This is a genomic window from Actinomadura sp. NBRC 104412, from assembly GCF_030269515.1.
GTDB lineage: Bacteria > Actinomycetota > Actinomycetes > Streptosporangiales > Streptosporangiaceae > Spirillospora.
In genome coordinates, this window is record NZ_BSTM01000033.1 from 1 (window position 1) to 18,420 (window position 18,420).

General features: G+C 70.6%; 18 protein-coding genes. 6 read left to right on the forward strand and 12 right to left on the reverse strand.

The window, feature by feature from the left end; all coding sequences use genetic code 11:
- Nucleotides 1-122: 122 nt before the first annotated feature.
- Complete coding sequence (locus QSK21_RS29940) at nt 123-1,343, reverse strand: trans-sulfuration enzyme family protein (protein WP_285700801.1); 1,221 nt, start codon at nt 1,341-1,343, stop codon at nt 123-125.
- A gap of 444 nt (nt 1,344-1,787) precedes the next feature.
- Between QSK21_RS29940 and QSK21_RS29945 the strand changes: the two genes are divergently transcribed.
- Nucleotides 1,788-2,675 (forward strand): TauD/TfdA dioxygenase family protein, encoded by an 888-nt coding sequence (locus QSK21_RS29945; RefSeq protein ID WP_285700803.1) that lies wholly within the window; start codon nt 1,788-1,790, stop codon nt 2,673-2,675.
- Nucleotides 2,676-2,706: 31 nt separating this feature from the next.
- Here QSK21_RS29945 and QSK21_RS29950 read toward each other — a convergent pair whose 3' ends face one another.
- From QSK21_RS29950 to QSK21_RS29990, 9 genes are read right to left on the reverse strand one after another with little or no spacing between them, the layout of a single operon-like run.
- Nucleotides 2,707-3,651 (reverse strand): hypothetical protein, encoded by a 945-nt coding sequence (locus QSK21_RS29950; RefSeq protein WP_285700804.1) that lies wholly within the window; start codon nt 3,649-3,651, stop codon nt 2,707-2,709.
- Nucleotides 3,652-3,676: 25 nt separating this feature from the next.
- Complete coding sequence (locus QSK21_RS29955) at nt 3,677-4,954, reverse strand: MCE family protein (RefSeq protein ID WP_285700806.1); 1,278 nt, start codon at nt 4,952-4,954, stop codon at nt 3,677-3,679.
- Nucleotides 4,954-6,039 carry an MCE family protein gene (locus QSK21_RS29960; protein WP_285700807.1) on the reverse strand — a complete coding sequence of 362 codons (1,086 nt, stop codon included), beginning with the start codon at nt 6,037-6,039 and terminating at the stop codon, nt 4,954-4,956. The genes QSK21_RS29955 and QSK21_RS29960 overlap by 1 nt, the downstream gene beginning before the upstream one ends.
- Nucleotides 6,039-7,076, reverse strand: coding sequence for an MCE family protein (locus QSK21_RS29965; protein ID WP_285700809.1), 1,038 nt, complete (start codon nt 7,074-7,076; stop codon nt 6,039-6,041). Before QSK21_RS29965 ends, QSK21_RS29960 begins: the two co-directional genes overlap by 1 nt.
- Nucleotides 7,076-8,095, reverse strand: coding sequence for an MlaD family protein (locus QSK21_RS29970; protein ID WP_285700810.1), 1,020 nt, complete (start codon nt 8,093-8,095; stop codon nt 7,076-7,078). The genes QSK21_RS29965 and QSK21_RS29970 overlap by 1 nt, the downstream gene beginning before the upstream one ends.
- Entirely contained in the window at nt 8,095-9,153 is a 1,059-nt protein-coding gene (locus QSK21_RS29975) for an MlaD family protein (RefSeq protein ID WP_285700812.1), read from the reverse strand. The genes QSK21_RS29970 and QSK21_RS29975 overlap by 1 nt, the downstream gene beginning before the upstream one ends.
- Nucleotides 9,154-9,160: 7 nt before the next feature.
- A complete protein-coding gene (locus QSK21_RS29980; RefSeq protein WP_285700813.1) occupies nt 9,161-10,192 on the reverse strand; it encodes an MlaD family protein in 1,032 nt (343 codons plus the stop codon).
- Nucleotides 10,193-10,205: 13 nt separating this feature from the next.
- Entirely contained in the window at nt 10,206-11,060 is an 855-nt protein-coding gene (locus tag QSK21_RS29985) for an ABC transporter permease (protein WP_285700814.1), read from the reverse strand.
- Nucleotides 11,061-11,065: 5 nt separating this feature from the next.
- Nucleotides 11,066-11,869 (reverse strand): MlaE family ABC transporter permease, encoded by an 804-nt coding sequence (locus QSK21_RS29990; protein WP_285700815.1) that lies wholly within the window; start codon nt 11,867-11,869, stop codon nt 11,066-11,068.
- Nucleotides 11,870-12,130: 261 nt separating this feature from the next.
- Between QSK21_RS29990 and QSK21_RS29995 the strand changes: the two genes are divergently transcribed.
- The 3 genes from QSK21_RS29995 to QSK21_RS30005 all read left to right on the forward strand — a co-directional run bounded on the left by QSK21_RS29995 (nt 12,131) and on the right by QSK21_RS30005 (nt 14,594).
- The gene (locus QSK21_RS29995; RefSeq protein ID WP_285700816.1) at nt 12,131-12,652 is read left to right on the forward strand and encodes a MarR family winged helix-turn-helix transcriptional regulator; all 522 of its coding nucleotides are present in this window, start codon (nt 12,131-12,133) and stop codon (nt 12,650-12,652) included.
- Between the two features lie 136 nt (nt 12,653-12,788).
- The gene (locus QSK21_RS30000; RefSeq protein WP_285700817.1) at nt 12,789-13,667 is read left to right on the forward strand and encodes an aggregation-promoting factor C-terminal-like domain-containing protein; all 879 of its coding nucleotides are present in this window, start codon (nt 12,789-12,791) and stop codon (nt 13,665-13,667) included.
- Nucleotides 13,668-13,934: 267 nt separating this feature from the next.
- A complete protein-coding gene (locus tag QSK21_RS30005; RefSeq protein ID WP_285700818.1) occupies nt 13,935-14,594 on the forward strand; it encodes a TetR/AcrR family transcriptional regulator in 660 nt (219 codons plus the stop codon).
- A gap of 4 nt (nt 14,595-14,598) precedes the next feature.
- On the opposite strand, the gene QSK21_RS30010 is transcribed toward QSK21_RS30005, so the two are convergent.
- Nucleotides 14,599-16,083 carry a flavin-containing monooxygenase gene (locus tag QSK21_RS30010; protein ID WP_285700820.1) on the reverse strand — a complete coding sequence of 495 codons (1,485 nt, stop codon included), beginning with the start codon at nt 16,081-16,083 and terminating at the stop codon, nt 14,599-14,601.
- A 91-nt stretch (nt 16,084-16,174) separates the two neighbouring features.
- On the opposite strand from QSK21_RS30010, the gene QSK21_RS30015 reads away from it, so the two are divergent.
- Nucleotides 16,175-16,837, forward strand: coding sequence for a TetR/AcrR family transcriptional regulator (locus QSK21_RS30015; RefSeq protein WP_285700821.1), 663 nt, complete (start codon nt 16,175-16,177; stop codon nt 16,835-16,837).
- On the opposite strand, the gene QSK21_RS30020 is transcribed toward QSK21_RS30015, so the two are convergent.
- Nucleotides 16,785-17,423, reverse strand: a complete 639-nt coding sequence (locus QSK21_RS30020; protein WP_285700822.1) for a TetR/AcrR family transcriptional regulator — start codon at nt 17,421-17,423, stop codon at nt 16,785-16,787. The genes QSK21_RS30015 and QSK21_RS30020 overlap by 53 nt on opposite strands.
- An 84-nt stretch (nt 17,424-17,507) precedes the next feature.
- On the opposite strand from QSK21_RS30020, the gene QSK21_RS30025 reads away from it, so the two are divergent.
- A complete protein-coding gene (locus QSK21_RS30025) occupies nt 17,508-18,398 on the forward strand; it encodes an SDR family NAD(P)-dependent oxidoreductase (RefSeq protein WP_285700823.1) in 891 nt (296 codons plus the stop codon).
- Nucleotides 18,399-18,420: the final 22 nt, after the last annotated feature.

Consider the following 18,420-nt stretch of genomic DNA (forward strand, 5'->3'; position numbering starts at 1 on the left):
GACATCCGCGACTGGATCAAGACCTGGAACAGAGACCCCAGGCCCTTCACCTGGACCAAGACCGCCGACGAGATCCTCGAACGCCTCGCCTCATATCTTGAACGGATTCCTGGCGCAGGACACTAGGACGCCTTGGCGATGGCCTGCTCGATGTCGGCCCAGAGGTCGTCGGGGTGTTCCAGGCCGACGGCGATCCGAACCGTCCCCTCGCCGATGCCCGCCGCGGCGAGGGCGGCGGCGTCGAGCTGGCGGTGCGACGTGCTGGCCGGGTGCATGACCAGCGTCGACACATCGCCCAGCGAGGGCGCGAGCGAGACGAGGCGTACCGAGTCGGTGAAGACACGGCCGGCCTCGCGTCCGCCGCGCAGCTCGAACGACAGCACCCCGCCGGCGCCGTCCGGGAGGAGCCGCTTGGCCAGCTCGTGCTGCGGGTGCTGGGGCAGCCCGGGATAGGAGACGTGGGCGACCGACGGGTGCGCCGCCAGCCGTGTGGCCAGATCGAGCGCGGTCTGGCCGGCGCGCGCGATCCGCAGCGGCAGCGTCGCGAGCCCGCGGGTCGTCAGCCAGGCCGCGAACGGGTCCGGCGTCGCGCCGAGGTCGAGCGACCGCTTCCACACGGTGTGGTGCAGCACCTCGTCGGCGAACACCGCCGCCCCGCCGATGGTGTCGCTGTGGCCGCTCAGGTACTTGGTGGTCGAGTGGATGACGATGTCGGCGCCGTGGTCGAGGGGACGGCACAGCAGCGGGGCGAAGGTGTTGTCGACGACCGTCGTGACCCCGGACTCGCGGGCCGCGGCGGCCAGCGCGGGCAGGTCGGCGACCTGCGTGGTGGGGTTCGCGATCGTCTCCAGGATCAGCAGCCGGGTCCTGGGCCGCACCGCCCGGCGCACCTCGCCGGGGTCGTCACCGGAGACCATGTCGACCTCCACGCCCCAGCGCTGGGTCAGATCGTTGAGCAGGGAGAACGTCCCCCCGTACAGGCAGGACTGGGCGATCACATGGTCGCCGGTACGCAACAGGCCCATCAGCACCGCGTTGACCGCGCCCATGCCCGAGGAGGTGATCAGCGCGCCGGCGCCGCCTTCCAGGTCGGTCACCGCGTCCTCCAGGGCGCGGACGGTCGGGTTGCCGTAACGGGCGTAGAAGAAGTCCGACCTGGGTCCCTCGAAGGCCGCGGCCAGGTCGTCGGCGCCGTCGAAGGAGAACACGTGCCCCTGGTGGAGCGGCGGGCTCAGCGGCCGGCTCCCCCCAAGCCGGGGCGGGCGATGGTGGACGGCCCTCGTCTCGGGTCGGAGACCTCGTCCGTCGAGGTCATGGGCGTCGGGGCCATGCGAATCGGTCATGTGTTCATGGTCGCGGCCGTCCGGCGCCCATTGACAGGTCCAATCGCGACCAGTGGCCCGGGCCGCGTCCCCCCTGTCGCGACTGCGGCACCGGACCACCGGCTCCCGGCCCGAGCCGCCACCCGCCCGGTGGTCCGTTCACGTGCCTCGGGTTCCCCACCCCGCGAGAGGATCCGTCGGCGGGTCCGAACGGGCCGGGCGGAACGGCCCACGGCCGGAGACTCGACTATGACGCGGAACCCGCCCTCACAACATCCGGGAGATTACGGGCATTTCCCGGGCTTTCTCCGTACCCGGCCCGTACGTGGCTACGTGGTCATGCGGCCGGTCGGTCGCGGGGCTTGGCCTCGCGCACTGGAAGGGTACCGGCCCATCGGCTAGCATCAACCTAGCGATTGCTTGGCTACCGTATCGCCCGCCACGCCCCATGGAGGCCGAGGAGACATGATCGAGTTCCACCCCATGACCCGGAACATCGGCGCCGAGGTCACCGGAGTCGACCTGGCCAAGCCGCTGGACCCGGAGCAGATCCAACAGATCAGGGACGGGCTGCTCAAGCACATGGTGCTGTTCTTCCGCGACCAGCACATCAGCGACGAGGAACACGTCGCCTTCGCCAAGCAGTTCGGCACCGCCAACATGCCGCCCATGGACGTCAGCGGCAGCGCCGTGCACGTCCTCGACCAGACCGACCCCAAGGGCGAGGGCGGCGACTCCTGGCACAGCGACAACACCTTCATGAAGACCCCGCCGATGGGCTCGCTGCTGCGCGCGGTCATCCTGCCCGAGGTCGGCGGCGACACCCTCTGGGCCAACATGTACATGGCCTACGAATCGCTCGCGCCCTGGCTCCAGCGGCTCTGCGACGAGCTGTTCGCCGAGCACGACCTCACCATGTCGGTCACCAAGGCCATCGACAAGGGCCACCGCATGGACCTGAGGGAGATGCAGGAGAAGAACCCGCCCGTCATCCATCCCGTCGTCCGCGTCCACCCGGAGACCGGCCGCAAGGCCCTGTACGTCAACCGGTCCTCGGTCACCCGCCTCATCGGCCTGTCCCGGCGCGAGAACGAGGCGCTGCTGCCCCTGCTGTTCGACGCCGTACGGGACCCGCAGTTCCAGGTACGGCTCAAGTGGCGGGTCGGCACGCTGGCGTTCTGGGACAACCGTCCCACCCAGCACTACGCGGTGGCCGACTACACCCAGCGCCGCAAGATGCACCGGGTCACCATCAACGCCCCCGCCGAGATCGACGACGGCGTTCCCAAGGGCGTCGGCGGCGTGACCGGAGCGGACGCGCCCGCCGAGACGGCCGCCGCCCGCTACCTGTAGCGGCGGCCCGCCTCGGGAGTCGTGGCCGCGCCTAGTCCTTGGACGAACCGCTCGGGCTGGGGCTCGCGCCAGGGCTCGCCGGCGTGGTCGGCAGCCCGCCCTGCTGGTCCTTGTTCTGCTCGTTGACGCCCGACGAGTACTGCTCGGTGACCTTCCAGCGACCGTCGATCTTGGCCAGGCTCAGCCGGATCAGCGTGGCGGGCGAGTCGTTGACGCCCTCGGTGGTCCGCAGGCTCACGTTGACGGAGATGGCCGCCGTCGCGAACCGCTCGTCCACGCTGCCCACGAACACCTGGTCGGTCTTGGACGTCAGCACCAACTGCGGGTTCTGCCTGAAGGTGTTGCCGAGGTTGGGCAGGGTGTTGGTCTTGAAGCTGTCCAGCAGGTCGCCCGCCATGAGCGCCTGGGCCTTCTGCATCTGGGTCTGGTAGTTGCTCGCGTTGTAGTTCAGCGCCACGTCCCCGTACGCGGCGGCGACCTTGGCGACGGCGGCGCGCTCTTCCTTCTCGTGCGCGAGCCTGGCGATCGTCCACCACTGCCAGATCCCGAGGCTGGCCAGCGCCGCCACCAGCACCACGACCACGACCGCCGGGACGCGGCCCATGCCGAGGAACGTCTGTCCCTCCGCCCGGTCCAGGGACACCGGCTCCTTCCGCTCGCGCGGCTCGGCCGACCGCTCGGGTGGCTCAGCCGTCCCCGCGGTCGCCCGCTCGGTCGTCCGCTCGGTCGTCCGTTCGGTGCCGTGCAGGGACTTCTGCCTGGACTCAGGCGGGGTCCGGTCCTCCTCCTCGTCGATCGCGTCGAGGACCTCGTCGAGATCCTCGTCGTCCAGGACCTCGATCACCCGTACCCGCCGCTTGCGCCGCGCGGCCGGACGAGCGCCCGCCGCCCCCTTCTCGACGCGGGCCGGCTCGGTCTCGTCGGCGTCGACGTCCGCGGCGTCCTGCCGGACGTCCTTGGGGGTCTCGCCACTCACGTCGGGCTCTCCTCGGGGGTTGGGGTCAGTCCTTGCGACGGCGGCGCCGCCGTGCCAGCACGGGCACCGAGCCCGCCATCACCCGCAGCAGGACCAGGGCCGCCAGGACCGGCGGGACGTACACCAGCCAGCGCGGCGGCCCGCCGTCCCGGCCCTCGCCGGAGGTGTTCCCGGCCTGGATCGACGGGTCGTGCGTCGGGATGGTCGCTCCGGGGTTCTTGGCCTGGTAGGGCTTCTGGGCGACCTGCTCGGCGGGCCTGCGGCCGTCCGGGCAGGCGGGCTGCCTGTTGGCCCTGGGCTGGGGCAGCGGCGTCTTGTACTCCAGCGCCGCCTTCGTCTGGGTCGTCAGCATGAACGCCACGTTCAGCACCGGCTTTCCCTGGTCGGTGCCCAGGATGTTGTCCAGTACGACCTTCAGTTCGGGCGCCAGCGCCAGGGTCTGCCGCAGATCCCGGTAGACGGCCGGGTTGTACTGGGTCAGGCCCAGCGTAGCGAGCGTGTCCACGGCGCACGCGAAATCCGGCCGGGTCTTGTCGAGCAAGGAGTTCACCGTGGCCAGCAGGTCGGGTCCGGTGTCGCGCAGGGTGGTCAGCTCTCCGCGGACCTGGGCCAGCGCCGCGGTCAGCGCGGCCAGGTTGTCGATGCCCGCGCCGAGCGCGTCGCGGTTCTGGTTGAGCACGCGGGTGATCCTGGCCAGGTCCTCGGTCAGCCCGTCCAGCACCTCGGTGTTCTCCGCGAAGGTTCCGGTGAGCTGGTCGGCGCCGTTGATGATCTGGCGCAGCGAGCCCTCCCGGCCGGACCATCCGGCGGCCAGCTCCCGGGTGAGCACCTGGGCGTCGTGCGGGTCGATGGCCTTCAGCGACGAGATGACCGCGCCGAACAGGTCGCCGTACTTGGGCGGGACGGTGGTCTGCGACACCGGGATCACCGCGCCCGGTTCCATCTTCGGCCCGTCCATCCCGCCACCGGGCGGCGGGGTCAGCTCGACCACCGGCTCGCCGACCGCGGACTTGCGGGCGGCCGCGGCCTTGACCCCGCGCGGGATCTCGACGCCCTTGTCGATGTCCAGCATGACCCGCACCCGGTCGCCGGCCAGCCGTACCGAGTCGATCTTGCCGATGCGCAGGCCCAGATAGTCGACCTCGAAGCCCGGATGCAGGCCGGGCGAGGACGCGAACTCCACGGTGATGTGGTACGGCCGGTCGATGAAGTCGAACCGGATGACGTTGTTGAACGCCCACACCGCCATGACCACGGCCAGGGCGGCGAAGGCCAGCAGGTTGACCGTCAACCGGGTGCTCATCAGCGCGGCCCCCTCAGCAGGTCGTCCAGGTCGGGCAGGGCGCCACGCAGATCCTCGGGAAGCTTGGGCGGCCTGGCATCACCGCCGCCTCCGCCGTCTCCGCCGGTGCGGTCGGGGCGGCCGGTGGGCAGCAGCGGCGTCCCGTCCGGCCACGTGATCCGCAGGATCGGGTAGAGCAGCACCTGGCCGTCATAGCTGGCGCGCGGCAGCTTCGACTCGAAGGTCACCAGCCCGTTCACCAGGTTGGTGAGCCTGGTCCTGTTGTCACCGAGCTGGGCCAGCACGGGGTCGAGGTCGCGCAGCAGCGTGCGGAACCGCTGCACCCTGCCCTCCAGCACCGTGTCGTTGAGCTGGCGGGCCATGTGGGTCAGCCGCCGCACGGTCTGGAGGATCTTCTCCTTGTTGTCGTTCAGCAGCCGGGTGGTGCGTTCGAGCTCGCCCGGCGCCCGGTTCAGCTCGTCCCCGCCCTGCGCCAGCGACCGGCCCAGCCTGGCGAACCGGTCGACCGCCTGGGCGAGCTGGTTCCGCTGGTCGGTGAACACCTTCACCAGCTCGGTGGACTTGGCGATGGTGACGTTCAGCTGCCGCCCGTTGCCGTCCAGCGCCGCCGCGCCGGTGTTGACGATCGTGGCCAGGTCGTCGCCCGCCAGCGCCCGCAGCAGCGGCCCCGCCTGGCCCACCACCTGCTCGAACGACGGCTGGACACGGGTCTGGGTGATCATGGAGCCGGTGGTCAGGAACGGGCCGCGGTCCATGCTCCCGCCCGGGGGCAGCACCAGGTCCACGTAGTTCTCACCGAGCAGCGAGGTCACCTTGATCTCCGCTCGGGTGCCCCGCGGGATCCGGTACCCGTCCTCGATCGACAGCGTGGCGATGGACCGGTAGGTGCGCCTGTCCAGCTCGACCTTGGTGACCGTGCCGATCGTCACGTCGGACATCTGCACGCTGTGCCCGGCGACCAGGCCCTGCACGTCGTCGAAGGCGGCCTTGAGGACCAGCGAGCCCTGCGGCGCCCCCGCCGTCCGGATCGAGCACCCGGCCAGCGCGACCAGGGCGAGCAGCACGGCCGCGACACGGACCGTCATCAGTCGCCCCCTTCCGTGCCCATCCAGGGACAGTTGGAGTTGGGCGCGGGCAGCGGGCAGGGCACCTCGTCGCTGTTGAGGAGGCTTCTGAGCCACGTCCGCAGGAAGGCGTCGGTCGCGAACCGGATCTGCAGCGACTTGGTCTTGGGGTTGTAGCCGCCGATGAGGGCCTCGCTGATGCCGGGCAGCGCGTCGATCAGTTGCGCCAGCGACCTGGCGTTGCCCTTCAGCACCAGCGCGGTCCTGGTGAGCACCGCCAGGTCGTACGGCAACCGGCCCTTGTACTTCTTCAGCAGCTTGTCGCCCTGCCGTGACAGCTCCAGGATCCCGCGGATCAGCTCCTGCAACTCGCCGCGCTCGGCGCTGAGCACCTGCGTGGCCTCGGCGAAGCCGCGGATCACCTGGCCGAGGACCTGCTCGCGGCCCCGCACCACGCCCGCCAGCCGTTGCAGGTTGCGCGCGACCTCCACGAGCTGCCGGTCCTGGCCCGCGACGTTCTCCACCAGCCTGGCGCTCTGCTCCAGCGTCGCGTTGAACTCCCGCCCGTTGCCGTCGAAGCCGTCGGCGGACTTGTCGAGCGCGGCGCGCATCTTGGTCGGGTCCAGCGCGTTCGCCAGGTTGGTGAACGAGCTGAGCGCGTCGTCCACCTCGACGGGGACGTGGGTGCGCTCGATCGGGATGCGGTCGGAGGTCTCCTTCGGCCGGCCCGGCCTCCACGGCGGGTGCAGCACCAGGTTGCGCTCGCCGACCAGGTTGAGCGGGACGATCGAGGCCCGCACGCCCTTCGGCAGCGGGACGTCCTTGTCGATGTGGAAGGTGACCCTGATGCGGTCGCCGGCGTTCTCGACCTTGTCGACCAGGCCCACGTCGGCGCCCATCACCTTGACCCTGGACTCGGGGTAGAACGAGCGGGCCTTGGTGAACTCGACGGTCATGGTCCGCTGCCCGGCGGCGTCGTCCGGCAGCACCGAGCATCCGGCCGCGGCCGCCGTGCACAGGGCGGCCACCACCGCGCCGAACCTCGTGATCGGTCTCATCAGTTCGCCCCCCGGCGTGGGGTGGAGATGGGTCCGGGAGGCTGGATCGGGCCGAGGCCCGTCAGCAGTCCTTCCACCCAGGGCCCGTTGCCCTTGAGGTTCGCGACCTGGACGAAGGTCGGGCCCAGCAGCGAGAAGTCGGTGTTGAGCGCGTCCATGTTGGGGGCCAGCCGGGTCGTGAGCAGGTGCAGGTTGTTCAGCAGGGTGTCCAGCTCCCGCTGGTTGCGCGAGATCACGTTGGACAGCGTCCGCACGGTGCGGTTGCCCTGGCCGATGGTGGCGGCCAGCTCGTCGCGGCGCCGCACCAGGCTTTGCAGCAGCACCTGGCTGGACGCGATGATCTGACGCAGCTCCTCGTCCTTGGCGGCCAGCGTGCCGGTGATCGTCCTGCTGTTGCTGATCAGCTTCTCGACCTCGGGGAACGAGTCGTTCAGCGTTCGCGACAGCTCCCGCAGGTTGAGCAGGATCCGGCGGAGCTGCCGCGCCCCGGGCGTCTGGATCCTGTTGATCTGCGTCAGCAGCGTGTCGATACTGCGCTGGTCCAGCCTGCCGACGATGTTCTGCGCGCTGTCCAGCGCCTGCGGGACGGTGAACGGGACGGTGGTGCGCCGCAGCGGGATGCGGCGGCGCTCCTCGGGCACGTCCGCCATGTACGGCTGGGCGACCGGCCCGGACAGCCGCAGGTAACGGCCGCCCAGCAGGGTCGTGGTCTGGATGTCGGCGCGGGTGGCCGGGCCGAGGTCGATGCCCTCGTCCACATGCCACTTCACGATCACCGTGCCGGTGGAGAAGTCGGGCTCGACGGAGGTGACCCGGCCGACGATGACCCCGGCCACCCGCACGTCATGGCCCTTCTTGATGCCCGCGGTGTCCTCGAAGACGCCGCTCATCGTGTAGCCGCGTTCGAACAGGCGTAGCTGCCCGGCCGCGAACGCGAACACGCACCCGGCGGCGAGCGCGGTGAGCGTGACCACCGCGACGATCCGGTGGTCGGCGTCCCGCAGCGATTTCAGCGCCATCACCGACCACCCGCCAGGATCTTCTTCAGCTTGGCCAGGTCGGCGGGCGACGGCCGCGCCGGCGCCTGCCCGGGCAGCGTCATCGGGAACGGGCACGGCCCCTGGACGATGTTGATGCACAGCGCGGTGGTGCGCAGGAAGTGGCCGCCGTTGACGGCCGCGAAGAGCTGCCGCAGGGTCAGCGGCAGGTTCCGCACCATCTTCTCGAGCTGATCGACGTTCAGCCGGAACGTCTCGCTGAACCGGCCGAGGTTGTCGATGATCCGGGCGAGCTGAGCGTCCTGCCCAGCGAGCACCTGGTTGAGGTTGGTGGTGACGCCGCTGATCTCCACCACGGCGTTCTCCAGCAGCCGGTGGTTGCCGGCGAACACCCGGGTCAGCTCGCGCAGGTTGTCGATGCTGGCGGCGATCTGCCGGTCGCGGGTGGCCACCGCCTCGCTGACCGTCTCGTAGTCCTCGATCATCCGCTGGATGGTGGCGCGGCGCGCGCTGAACGTTTGCAGCAGCGCGTCGAAGTTCTGCACGAGCAGGCCGATGTTCCGCTCGTTGCCGTCCAGCATCTGGGTGAACGCGAAGAGGATCTTGTTGAGCTGGTTGGGGTCCAGGCTCTGCGTCAGCGGGCCCAGGCTGTTGACGATCTCACCGAGGTCGACCACCGAGCGGGTGTGCGGCACGCGGTCACCGTCGCCCAGCCGCCCGGCGCCGCGTCCGGGCTCCAGGTAGACCACCCGCTGGCCCATCACGTTGCGCCAGCGCACCGCGGCGGTGGAGTCGTCGGGGACGCGCACGTCCCGGTCCACCGCCAGCTCCACCACGGCCTTGCCGCGCTCGACCCGGATCCCGCTCACCTGCCCGACCGGCGCCCCGGCGATCTTCACCTGGTCGCCCTCCAGCAGCCCGGTCACATCGTCGAAGACGGCGGTCAGCCGGTAGCGGTCGTTGAAGCCGGCCCCGAGGATCTGCTGGCCGATGAAGAAGGTCAGCGTCCCGGTCAGCGCCACGAACACCAGGAACTTCAGCGTGGTGCTCGGCGTGGGCGCGCGTCCGCTGCGGCTCATGGGCGCCTCACCGCCCCTGCCCCGGGATGGCCCGGCACACGTCGTACAGCAGGAAGCACAGGTCGAGCGGAAGCGTGTTGACCTGCTGGCCGAGCAGCGTGTTGCCGGGTCCCTTGATCCTGATGGTGTCCGACAGCAGCGCGAAGAACCCGTTCAGCGAGTCGATCAGGACCGGGATGTTGTGCTGCTGCCCGGCCATGACGGACGCGATCCTGCCGCCGGTGTCGATGACCGTCCCCAGGTTGCGGCCGTGCCCTTCCAGGGTGTCGCCGACCGTGCCGGCCAGCCGTCCCGACTCGTCCAGCAGCCGCGTCACCTTGTCGGGACGGCCGTTGAGCGCGGGGGCGAGCCGGTTGAAGTCCCTGATCGTCGCGTTCAGCGTGCCGCCGCGGGAGCCGAGCGTGCCGGACAGCCCGGAGATGTCGTTGATCAAACTGTGGATCACCGCGCGGTTGGCGTGCGCCGCGTCGATCACCTGCCGGCCGTTGGTGATGGTGCGGCGCAGGGCAGGGGCCTCGCCCGACAGCCCGGCGGCGAAGGTGTGCACGATCGTGGCCAGCTCGTCCGGGTTGATGGCCCGGGTGAGCTCGTAGGCGGGCCAGGCCGTCTCGGCGAGATCCTGCGGGTCCCTCGTCCGCGCGATCCGGCCGCCGTCGGCCAGGTAGGGGCCGGTCAGCTCGCCGGAGCCAGGGACCAGGTCGACGTCCTTGGGCCCGAACACCGAGACCGGCTCGATCCTGGCGGTGGCGCTCCTGGGCACCTTGACGCCCCGGTCCATCCGCACCCGTACCGTGACCCGTCCGGTGCGCTCCAGCGTGACCGCGTCGACGGTGCCGACCGTGATGCCGCGGATCTTGACGTCCGAGCGTCCCGGGTCCAGGCCCTGGCCGGCCCGTCCGAACGAGGCGGTCAGGTACGTGGACCCCTCGTGCGACTCGGTGGAGCCGAGCGCCACCAGCACCGCCGCCCCGGCGATGACACCGGCGCCCAGCAGCCCGAACAGGGCCCGACTCCGCGCGCTGAGTGGTTCGTCGCTCATGTGCCCTCCCCGCTCATCCGGTCAGCCTCACGGTGCCGCCGTGCCCCCAGAAGATGTACGACAGGACGAGGTTCATGAGGATCATCAGGATCGTGGACTCCCGGATCGCCCGGCCCGCCGCGACGCCCACGCCCACCGGGCCGCCGGCCGCGTAGTAGCCGCGGTAGCAGTGGACGAACATGATGATGAACGCGAACACCGCGACCTTGATCACGCTGTAGAACACGTCGATCGGCGGCAGGTAGAGGTGGAAGTAGTAGTCGTAGATGCCGGGTGAGAGCCCGAAGTACTCGATGGTGATCAGCCTGGTCGCGGCGAACGCCATGAACAGCGAGACCAGGTACAGCGGCACCAGCGCGATGACGCCCGCCGCCACCCGGGTGCAGACCAGGTAGGTCAGCGAGTTGATGCCCATGACCTCCAGGGCGTCGATCTCCTCGGAGATCCGCATCGCGCCGATCTCGGCGGTGAAGCCGGTGCCGACCTGGGCGACCAGCGCGACCCCCGCGATGATCGGCGTGACCTCGCGGACGTTGGAGTAGCTGGCGACCAGCCCGGTGAACGCCTCCGCGCCGATCCGTTCCAGGCCCGGATAGCCCTGCAACCCGACCATGGCGCCGGTGGCCAGCGACATCGTGGCCACCACGAAGATCATGCCGCCGCCGATCACCAGCGCGCCGACGCCGACGGTGATGTCGCTGACCTGCTTGGCCAGGGTCCGGCCGTACTTGCGCCGCAGGACGATGTCGAACAGCAGGCCGTGCAGCACCCGGCCGAGGAAGATCGGCAGGTTGAGGGAGGCCGCCACCCCGGCGGCGCGGCCCTGGAGCACCCGGCCCAGCCGGCGTACGGGGGAGATCGCGACCATCGGCGTCAGTACCTCGGGGGGAAGAGAACCTGGTAGATCATCGTCAGCACGTAGTTGGCGGTGAACACCACGATGGAGGTGACCACCACGGCGCGGTTGACCGCCCGGCCGACGCCGACCGGGCCGTAGTCGCAGGTCATGCCCATGTGGCAGGCGACCGCCGCGGCGATGAACCCGAACACCCACGCCTTGAACAGCGTGATGAGCAGGTCGGGGAACTGGAGCAGGGTCGTGGCGCCGTCGAAGAACGCGCCGGGGCTGACGCCCTGCTGGACGACGTTGAAGTAGTAGCCGCCCAGCACGCCGGCCAGGATCACCACCGAGCACAGCAGCAGCGAGACCGTGCTGGCCGCCCACAGCCGGGGGGTCACCAGCCGGTGCACGGGATTGATCCCCATGACCTCCATGGCGGCCAGCTCGTCCCGGATGTTGCGGGCGCCCATGTCGGAGGTGATGGCCGAGCCGCCGACCCCGGAGACCAGCAGCGCGGCGGCCAGCGGGGCGACCTGCTGGATCATCGCGGCGACCAGCAGCGCGCCGGTGCCGGACTGCGCGCCGAGCTGGCGCGCGATATCGCCGACCTGCAGCGAGATGGTGGCGCCCAGCGGGATGGCGACCAGCATGACCGGCACGCTGGTCACCCGGGCCAGGAACCAGCACTGCTCGATGAACTCGCCCCACCACTGGCGCAGGTCCCAGGTGCGGCGGAGGCCCTCCAGGAAGGTGACGCACAGGAGCCCGGTCTCGTCGAGCGTCCTGCCGATGCGCCTGCGGGCCAGGTCCGGTGCCTTGGCCAGGCTCAGGGCCATCGGCCGGCGACCTTGGGGACGGGGGCAAGGGGGGTCATTCCAGACTCCTCACGTTCGGACGTCGGCGCTCATCCGAGTTCCGATCACGGCCGCCACGGCCGATACCGCGCCCCCGCGATGCCGGCTGGGATCGGAGTCACACATGGGGATCCCGTGTGCCGAGAGCACACGGGCGCCGTGTGTGATCTGGAGCACTCTAAATCAGGAAGCTCTAAAAAGCGAGTACTTACATGGGTATTGGTCCGAAGCTACGATCGTGCGGTGCCCACTTTTACGCACGGAGGCGTAGACCCGCTGGTCGCCGGGGTGTACGAGCGCTGGGAGAAACAGGGGCTGCCGGGCGCCCCGTGGCCCTTCATGAGCATGGTGTCGGTCGCCCGACTGCACCAGTTACTCCAGAAGGCCCTGGAGTCGGAGCTGAAGCGGCTCGGCCTGTCCAGGACCGGGTACTTCCTGCTCACCACGCTCGCACTGATCAGCGAGGGGCACGCGAGCCTGAGCACGCTCAGCCGCCTGGTGATGCTGCACCCCACCTCGGTGAGGCTGACCGTCGACCAACTGGAGGCCGCCGGTCTGGTCGGGCGGCTCCCCCACCCCAGCGACCGCCGCGCCACCCTCGTCCGGATCACCGACGCGGGACGGGAGCGCGCCGGGGAGGTGAACCGGGCGCTGGAGTCGCCCGACGGGCCCATGGGCGTCTTCACCGACTTCCACCGCGAGGTCTTCGAGGCGCTGCAGCCCGTCCGCAGAGCCGCGGGGGACCTGGACGACGTCGCACTGTGACCGCTGTACGCTCGGCCCGCAAGCTACCGAGCCGCGGTGTACCGAACGTTCACCGGAGCATGAACCGAGCGTCACCTCGTGGCCGTACCTCGTGAAGGACGGCGACAGGTCTCAGGCGATAGGGCACTCTACTTCTATGCCACAGAGTCACGGCACGCGCAGAAGACACGCCGCGCCCCAGCAGAAGCGGGCCGGGCGGCGGCGGGCGCGGCCGGGCGGCGGGCCGCCCGCCGGGTCCGCGGCGCCCGCGCGCGAGGCGTACGACCCGTACCGGGACCCGTACGGGCTGGACCGCCCGGACGAGCCGTCCCTGCGGGAAGAGCTGCGCTCCCGCCCGCCCCGGCGCAAGCGCCCGCCCGGCCCCGGCACGGCGCGCAGAATGCTGACCAGCAACGTCACCATCACCGCCGTGGCGCTCGGCGCCGTGCTGGCGGCCGTGGTGATGGTGGACTTCGACCGGCTGTCCGGCGAGGAGAGCCGGCCGTCGGGAGCGGCGGTGGGCAATCTGACCGCCAACGACATGCTCGCGATGATGAGCAGCTCCGACATCGACGCCGTCTCCGCCGACGCGATCGCCGCCGCCAAGAAGCGCGCCTACGAGAAGCACCAGGCGGAGCTGAAGGCGCTGCGGGAGAAGGCCAAGCGCGACGCCGCCGCCCGCGCCAAGCTGCGGGCCCAGCAGGAGCGGGAGCGCCTCGCCAAGTCCAACCCCAGCGCCAAGCAGAACAAGGCGTACGGCAAGAAGATGAACGAGCTCAAGGGGTGGGGCCGGTGCTGGTCGTCCCTTGAGACGCTGTGGGACCACGAGAGCGGCTGGAACGAGCGGGCCGAGAACCCCTCCAGCGGCGCGTACGGCATCCCGCAGTCGCTGCCCGGCTCCAAGATGGCCAGCGCGGGCGCGGACTGGCGCACCAGCTCCCCCACCCAGATCGCCTGGGGCCTGGGCTACATCAAGGCCCGCTACAAGACCCCGTGCGGCGCGTGGGCGTTCTGGCAGGCCCACCACTGGTACTGAGCGCTCGTACGGCCGGGGGACGAACGAAGCCGGCGGCAGCCGACCGTGGGGCACGGGCGGACGCCTTCCGGCGCTGCCGGAGGAGCCGAGCGACGAGCAGAGGTCTGGTGCAATCTCACCGGCCTGGCCGCTGAAGCCTCCTCGCCGCGGCGCCGCTCCCGCTAACCTCTGAAACCCCGTTTATTGACCGCCGCACGGTCCCGACCTGACAGGCGGCCTGACGCCCGCCTCGGCCCCGACCGCCGTGCCCGACCAGGGAGTGCCCCCATGCCCACCTCCACGTGGTTCCGGCTGAGCGTCGGCAAGCGCGAGCATGTCCTCGAGGTGGCGATGCGCGAGTTCGGTGAGCACGGCTACTCCACGGGAAGCCTGAACACCATCGCCCGCGAGGCGGGCATCGCCAAGGGCTCGCTGTTCCAGTACTTCAGCGACAAGCTGGAGTTCTTCGCCTTCGTCTGCGACGAGGTCTCGCGCCGGGTGCGCGAGGAGATGGAGCGGCGCATCGCGCTGACCGACTTCGACCAGCCCTTCGACGCCTGGCTGTTCGACGTGTTCTGCGAGTGGACCGAGTACATGGCCGAGCACCCGCTGGAACGGGCGCTGACGGCGGCGCTGCACTTCGAGCTGGACAACAACGTCCGGTCGGTGGTGCGCGGCACGTCCAACCAGCACTACCTCCAGGTCATCGACCCGATGCTGCGGCTGTGGAAGGAGCGCGGCGCCTTCCGCGAGGACGTGGACCTCGACGTGCTGATCACGACGCTGCTGCTGATGCTGCCGTTCCTGGCGCTGGCCCCGTACTACGACGGCCTGGACCCGGTGCACGACCTCCGCGGGCGGACGCCCGCGGAGCAGCGCCCGGTGATCCGGCAACTGATCGCCGGCATGCGGCCCATGTTCGCCCGGGACGACGAGGAGGACCGGTAGCCGTTCAGCTCAGGACGTACTCCTCGGGCCTGGCCTTGCGGCTGCGCGCCCAGAACTCGAAGGTGAACCCGGGCCAGAGGGTGCGGTTGACGCCCTGGTCGTCCAGGTACCAGCTATCGCACCCGCCCTCGTTCCACACGGCGCGGCGCAGCCGCCGCTGGAGCCGGTCGTTGTACGCGCGCATCGCCTCCGGCCTGGGCTCCACGCTCTGGGCCCCGCGTTCCCGCATGAGCCGCAGGAGGCTCAGGACGTGCTGGATCTGGACTTCGATCATGAAGACGACGGAGTTGTGGCCGAGCCCGGTGTTGGGGCCGAGCATGAGGAACAGGTTCGGGAAGCCGGGGAGCGTGGTGCCGTGATGCGCCTCGACGCCCTTCGCCCACGCCTCCTGGATCTTCACGCCGTCCCGGCCGACGATGTGCCATTCGGACATCGCGTCCACGACCTTGAAGCCCGTGCCGTAGACGATGGCGTCGACCTCGTGCTCGCGGCCGTCGGAGGTGACGATCGAGCGCTCGCGGACCTCGGCGATGCCGGCGGTCTCCAGCTCGACGTGCGGCTGCGCGAGCGCGGGATAGTAGTCGTTGGCCAGCAGGACCCGCTTGCATCCGATGGTGTAGTCGGGGGTGACCTTGGCGCGCAGCTCGGGGTCCTCGATCTGGCGGGCGATATGGCGGCGGGCCATCCGCTCCTGCGGCGCCGACAGCCGCGGGTGGACGGTGAAGCCGAGCGCGCGGGCCTCCAGCGCCCAGTAGATGGCGTTGCGGAACGCGCGGGCCGTACCCGGCACCGTCCTGAACAACATCCGCGCGGCCTTGGGGATCTCGAAGTCGGGCTTGGGCTGGATCCACGGCGGTGTGCGCTGGAAGACCACCAGCCTGCCCGCCCGCTCGGCGAGCCTCGGCACGAACTGGATCGCCGAGGCCCCGGTGCCGATGACGGCGACCCGCTTGCCGGCGAAGTCGTAGGAGTGGTCCCACTCGGCGGAGTGGAACGCGGTGCCCTGGAACCGCTCGATGCCGGGCAGGTCGGGGAAGGACGGGATGTGCAGCGCGCCGACGCCGGAGACCACGGCCTTGGCGTTCAGCACGCCGCCGCCGGCCAGCGTCACCTTCCACTCGCGCCGGTCCTCGTCGTACTCCATCGAGTCGACGGCGGCGCCGAAGCGGATGTGGTCGCGGACGCGGTACTTGTCGGCGGTGCGCTCCAGGTACGCGCGGATCTCCGGCTGCGGCGCGAACATCCGCGTCCAGCCCGGGTTGAGCTCGAAGGAGAAGGAGTACATGTGCGAGGGGACGTCACAGGCGCACCCGGGATAGGTGTTGTCGTGCCAGGTGCCGCCGAGCGCGTGGCTCTTCTCCAGGATCACGAAGTCGTCGAAGCCGTTGCGCTTGAGCTGGATCGCCATGCCCAGCCCGGCGAACCCGGAGCCGATGATGACGATCCTGGGCGAACCCGTGCCCGTGCTGGTGCCCGCTGTGTGGCTCATGGCGTCCCGAGTCCCTTCCGCGCTAACCTACTCCGAGTAAGTTACTACCGGTAATGCTATTGACGAAAGATCCAACGGGAGGCCGACCGCTGTGGGAACCGCCACACCCGGCGCGCCGGGCACGTCCGGAACGCCGCGCCGCCGGATGTCCCGCGCCCAGCGCGAGCGCCAGATGATGGACGTGGCGGAGCGCGTGTTCGGCGAGCGAGGCTACCGCGCCGCCTCGATGGACGAGATCGCCGAGCGCTGCGGGGTCTCCAAGCCGATGCTGTACGAGTACTTCGGCTCCAAGGACGGCCTGCTGCTGGCCTGCGTCGCCCGAGCCCAGGCCGAGCTGCACGAGGTCACCCAGAAGGCCATCGCGGGCGCCACCTCGCCCCGGGACGTCCTGTGGCGCGGGATGGTCGCCTACTTCTCCTTCATCGACACCCACAGCAAGTCGTTCGCGATGCTGGCCAAGGAGCCGCTCGCCGGGGGGCCGGACACCGCGGACGCCATCGAGGCGATCAGGCGGCAGCAGACCGCGCTGGTCGCCGGCGTGCTGACCGGGTTCGCCGCCGACGCGCCCGCCGAGGTCGTCGAGGCGTACACGGAGATCATCATCGGCGGCTCGGAGCGGCTGTCCCTGTGGCGGACGCGGCAGCCCGAGGTGACCGCCGAGCAGGCCGCCCGCTACATGACCGACTTCTGCTGGACGGGCCTCAGCCCGTATCTGCGGGAGGACGGCGCGGAAGAGCGTCCACAGCCCGGATGAGCAGGTCGAGGCCGAACTCGAAGTCGGCCTCGGGATCCTGCTTGGCCAGCTCCGGCGCGAGCGCGGCCGTATGCGGGAAGCGCTCGGGGTCGAGGCGTTCGTAGGCGTCCGCGTTCACGACGTGGTGGAGCCACTTCACCGCGCCGATCTCCCGTACCTGCGCGCCCAGCGCGTAGGCCAGCAGCGCCCGCATGATGCGTACCGAGGTGGCGCCGTCGAACCCGGCGGCGTCGGCCAGCGCCAGCGCCCGCTCCACCGGCCGGACGGCCTCCGGAGTGTCGATCTCATGGGTGAGGACGACCGTCATGCAGCGCGGGTAGTCGTGCGCGACCTTGCGGAACGCCCGCACCAGCGTCCGCGCGCGGGCCCGCCAGTCCTCGTCCGGGTCGCCGTCGAGGTCCATGCCGGCGACGACGTGCGCGGCCACGCCCTCCAGCAGCGCGGCCTTGTTCGGGACGTGGTTGTAGAGGGACATGACGGCCACGCCGAGCAGGCCGGCCACCGCGCGCATCGACAGCGCGTCCGGCCCGTCCCGCTCGATCAGCTCCACCGCCGCGCGGACGATCCGGTCGCGGGTCAGGCCCATCCGCCCTCCCGGCCTTATTGACACCGAGTCCATTGACACCGGTAAGTAGCGCATGACACGGTACGTACATTGTACGTTCTCCTCGTGAACACCCCGGGAGACCAGGAGGCGGGCATGCCCCTCGCGCACTTCGACGGCGCGCTGGCCGTCGTCACCGGAGCGGGCAGCGGGTTCGGCCGCGCCACCACGCTCGCGCTGGCCGAGCGCGGCACCACCGTCATCGCCGCCGACATCGACCTGCCCTCCGCCGAGCGCACCATCGCCATGGCCAAGTCGCTGGGCGCGGACGGCGCCGCCTACCAGGTGGACGTCGCGGACGCCGCCGCCATGGAGGAGTTCGCGGCGGAGATCAAGGACGCCAGGCGCGTCCCCGACATCGTCGTCAACAACGCGGGCATCGCCGTCAGCGGGCCGTTCCTGGAGACCGGCCTCGACGACCTCCGGCGCATCGTCGGCGTCAACCTGTGGGGCGTCGTCCACGGCTCGCGGCTGTTCGGACGGCAGATGGCCGACCGGGTCCGCGCCCTGCCCGTCAAGCCGGACAGGCCCAACCTCGGCGGCCACATCGTCAACATCGCCTCGGCCGCCGCCTTCGCACCCCACCGCGACCTGGGCGCGTACTGCATGACCAAGGCCGCCGTGCTCCAGCTCAGCAACAGCCTGCGCGCGGAACTGGCGGGCCTGCGGATCGGCGTCACCGCGGTGTGCCCCGGCTTCGCCAGCACCGGCATCGGCCGCAACGCCACCATCGTGGGCGTGGACGAGGCCGGCGCCCAGCGGATGAGGGAGCGGATGGACCGCGGCCTCCAGAGGCGCGGCTACCCGCCCGAGAAGGTCGCCGAGCGGATCGTCGACGCCATCATCAAGAACCGCCCGGTCGTGCCCGTCAACTTCGAGGGCCACCTGCTGTACGCGCTGTCCCGGCTCTCCCCGCGCGCGCTGCGCGCGCTCGCCCGGATACCGACACCACGCTGACACGCCACGCCAAGGAGGCGAC

Coding starts and splice junctions, on each gene's coding strand:
- QSK21_RS29940 (WP_285700801.1), bottom strand. CDS start 1,343: ATGACCGATTCGCATGGCCCCGACGCCCATGACCTCGACGGACGAGGT.
- QSK21_RS29945 (WP_285700803.1), top strand. CDS start 1,788: ATGATCGAGTTCCACCCCATGACCCGGAACATCGGCGCCGAGGTCACC.
- QSK21_RS29955 (WP_285700806.1), bottom strand. CDS start 4,954: ATGAGCACCCGGTTGACGGTCAACCTGCTGGCCTTCGCCGCCCTGGCC.
- QSK21_RS29960 (WP_285700807.1), bottom strand. CDS start 6,039: ATGACGGTCCGTGTCGCGGCCGTGCTGCTCGCCCTGGTCGCGCTGGCC.
- QSK21_RS29965 (WP_285700809.1), bottom strand. CDS start 7,076: ATGAGACCGATCACGAGGTTCGGCGCGGTGGTGGCCGCCCTGTGCACG.
- QSK21_RS29970 (WP_285700810.1), bottom strand. CDS start 8,095: ATGGCGCTGAAATCGCTGCGGGACGCCGACCACCGGATCGTCGCGGTG.
- QSK21_RS29975 (WP_285700812.1), bottom strand. CDS start 9,153: ATGAGCCGCAGCGGACGCGCGCCCACGCCGAGCACCACGCTGAAGTTC.
- QSK21_RS29980 (WP_285700813.1), bottom strand. CDS start 10,192: ATGAGCGACGAACCACTCAGCGCGCGGAGTCGGGCCCTGTTCGGGCTG.
- QSK21_RS29985 (WP_285700814.1), bottom strand. CDS start 11,060: ATGGTCGCGATCTCCCCCGTACGCCGGCTGGGCCGGGTGCTCCAGGGC.
- QSK21_RS29990 (WP_285700815.1), bottom strand. CDS start 11,869: ATGGCCCTGAGCCTGGCCAAGGCACCGGACCTGGCCCGCAGGCGCATC.
- QSK21_RS30000 (WP_285700817.1), top strand. CDS start 12,789: ATGCCACAGAGTCACGGCACGCGCAGAAGACACGCCGCGCCCCAGCAG.
- QSK21_RS30005 (WP_285700818.1), top strand. CDS start 13,935: ATGCCCACCTCCACGTGGTTCCGGCTGAGCGTCGGCAAGCGCGAGCAT.
- QSK21_RS30010 (WP_285700820.1), bottom strand. CDS start 16,083: ATGAGCCACACAGCGGGCACCAGCACGGGCACGGGTTCGCCCAGGATC.
- QSK21_RS30020 (WP_285700822.1), bottom strand. CDS start 17,423: ATGGGCCTGACCCGCGACCGGATCGTCCGCGCGGCGGTGGAGCTGATC.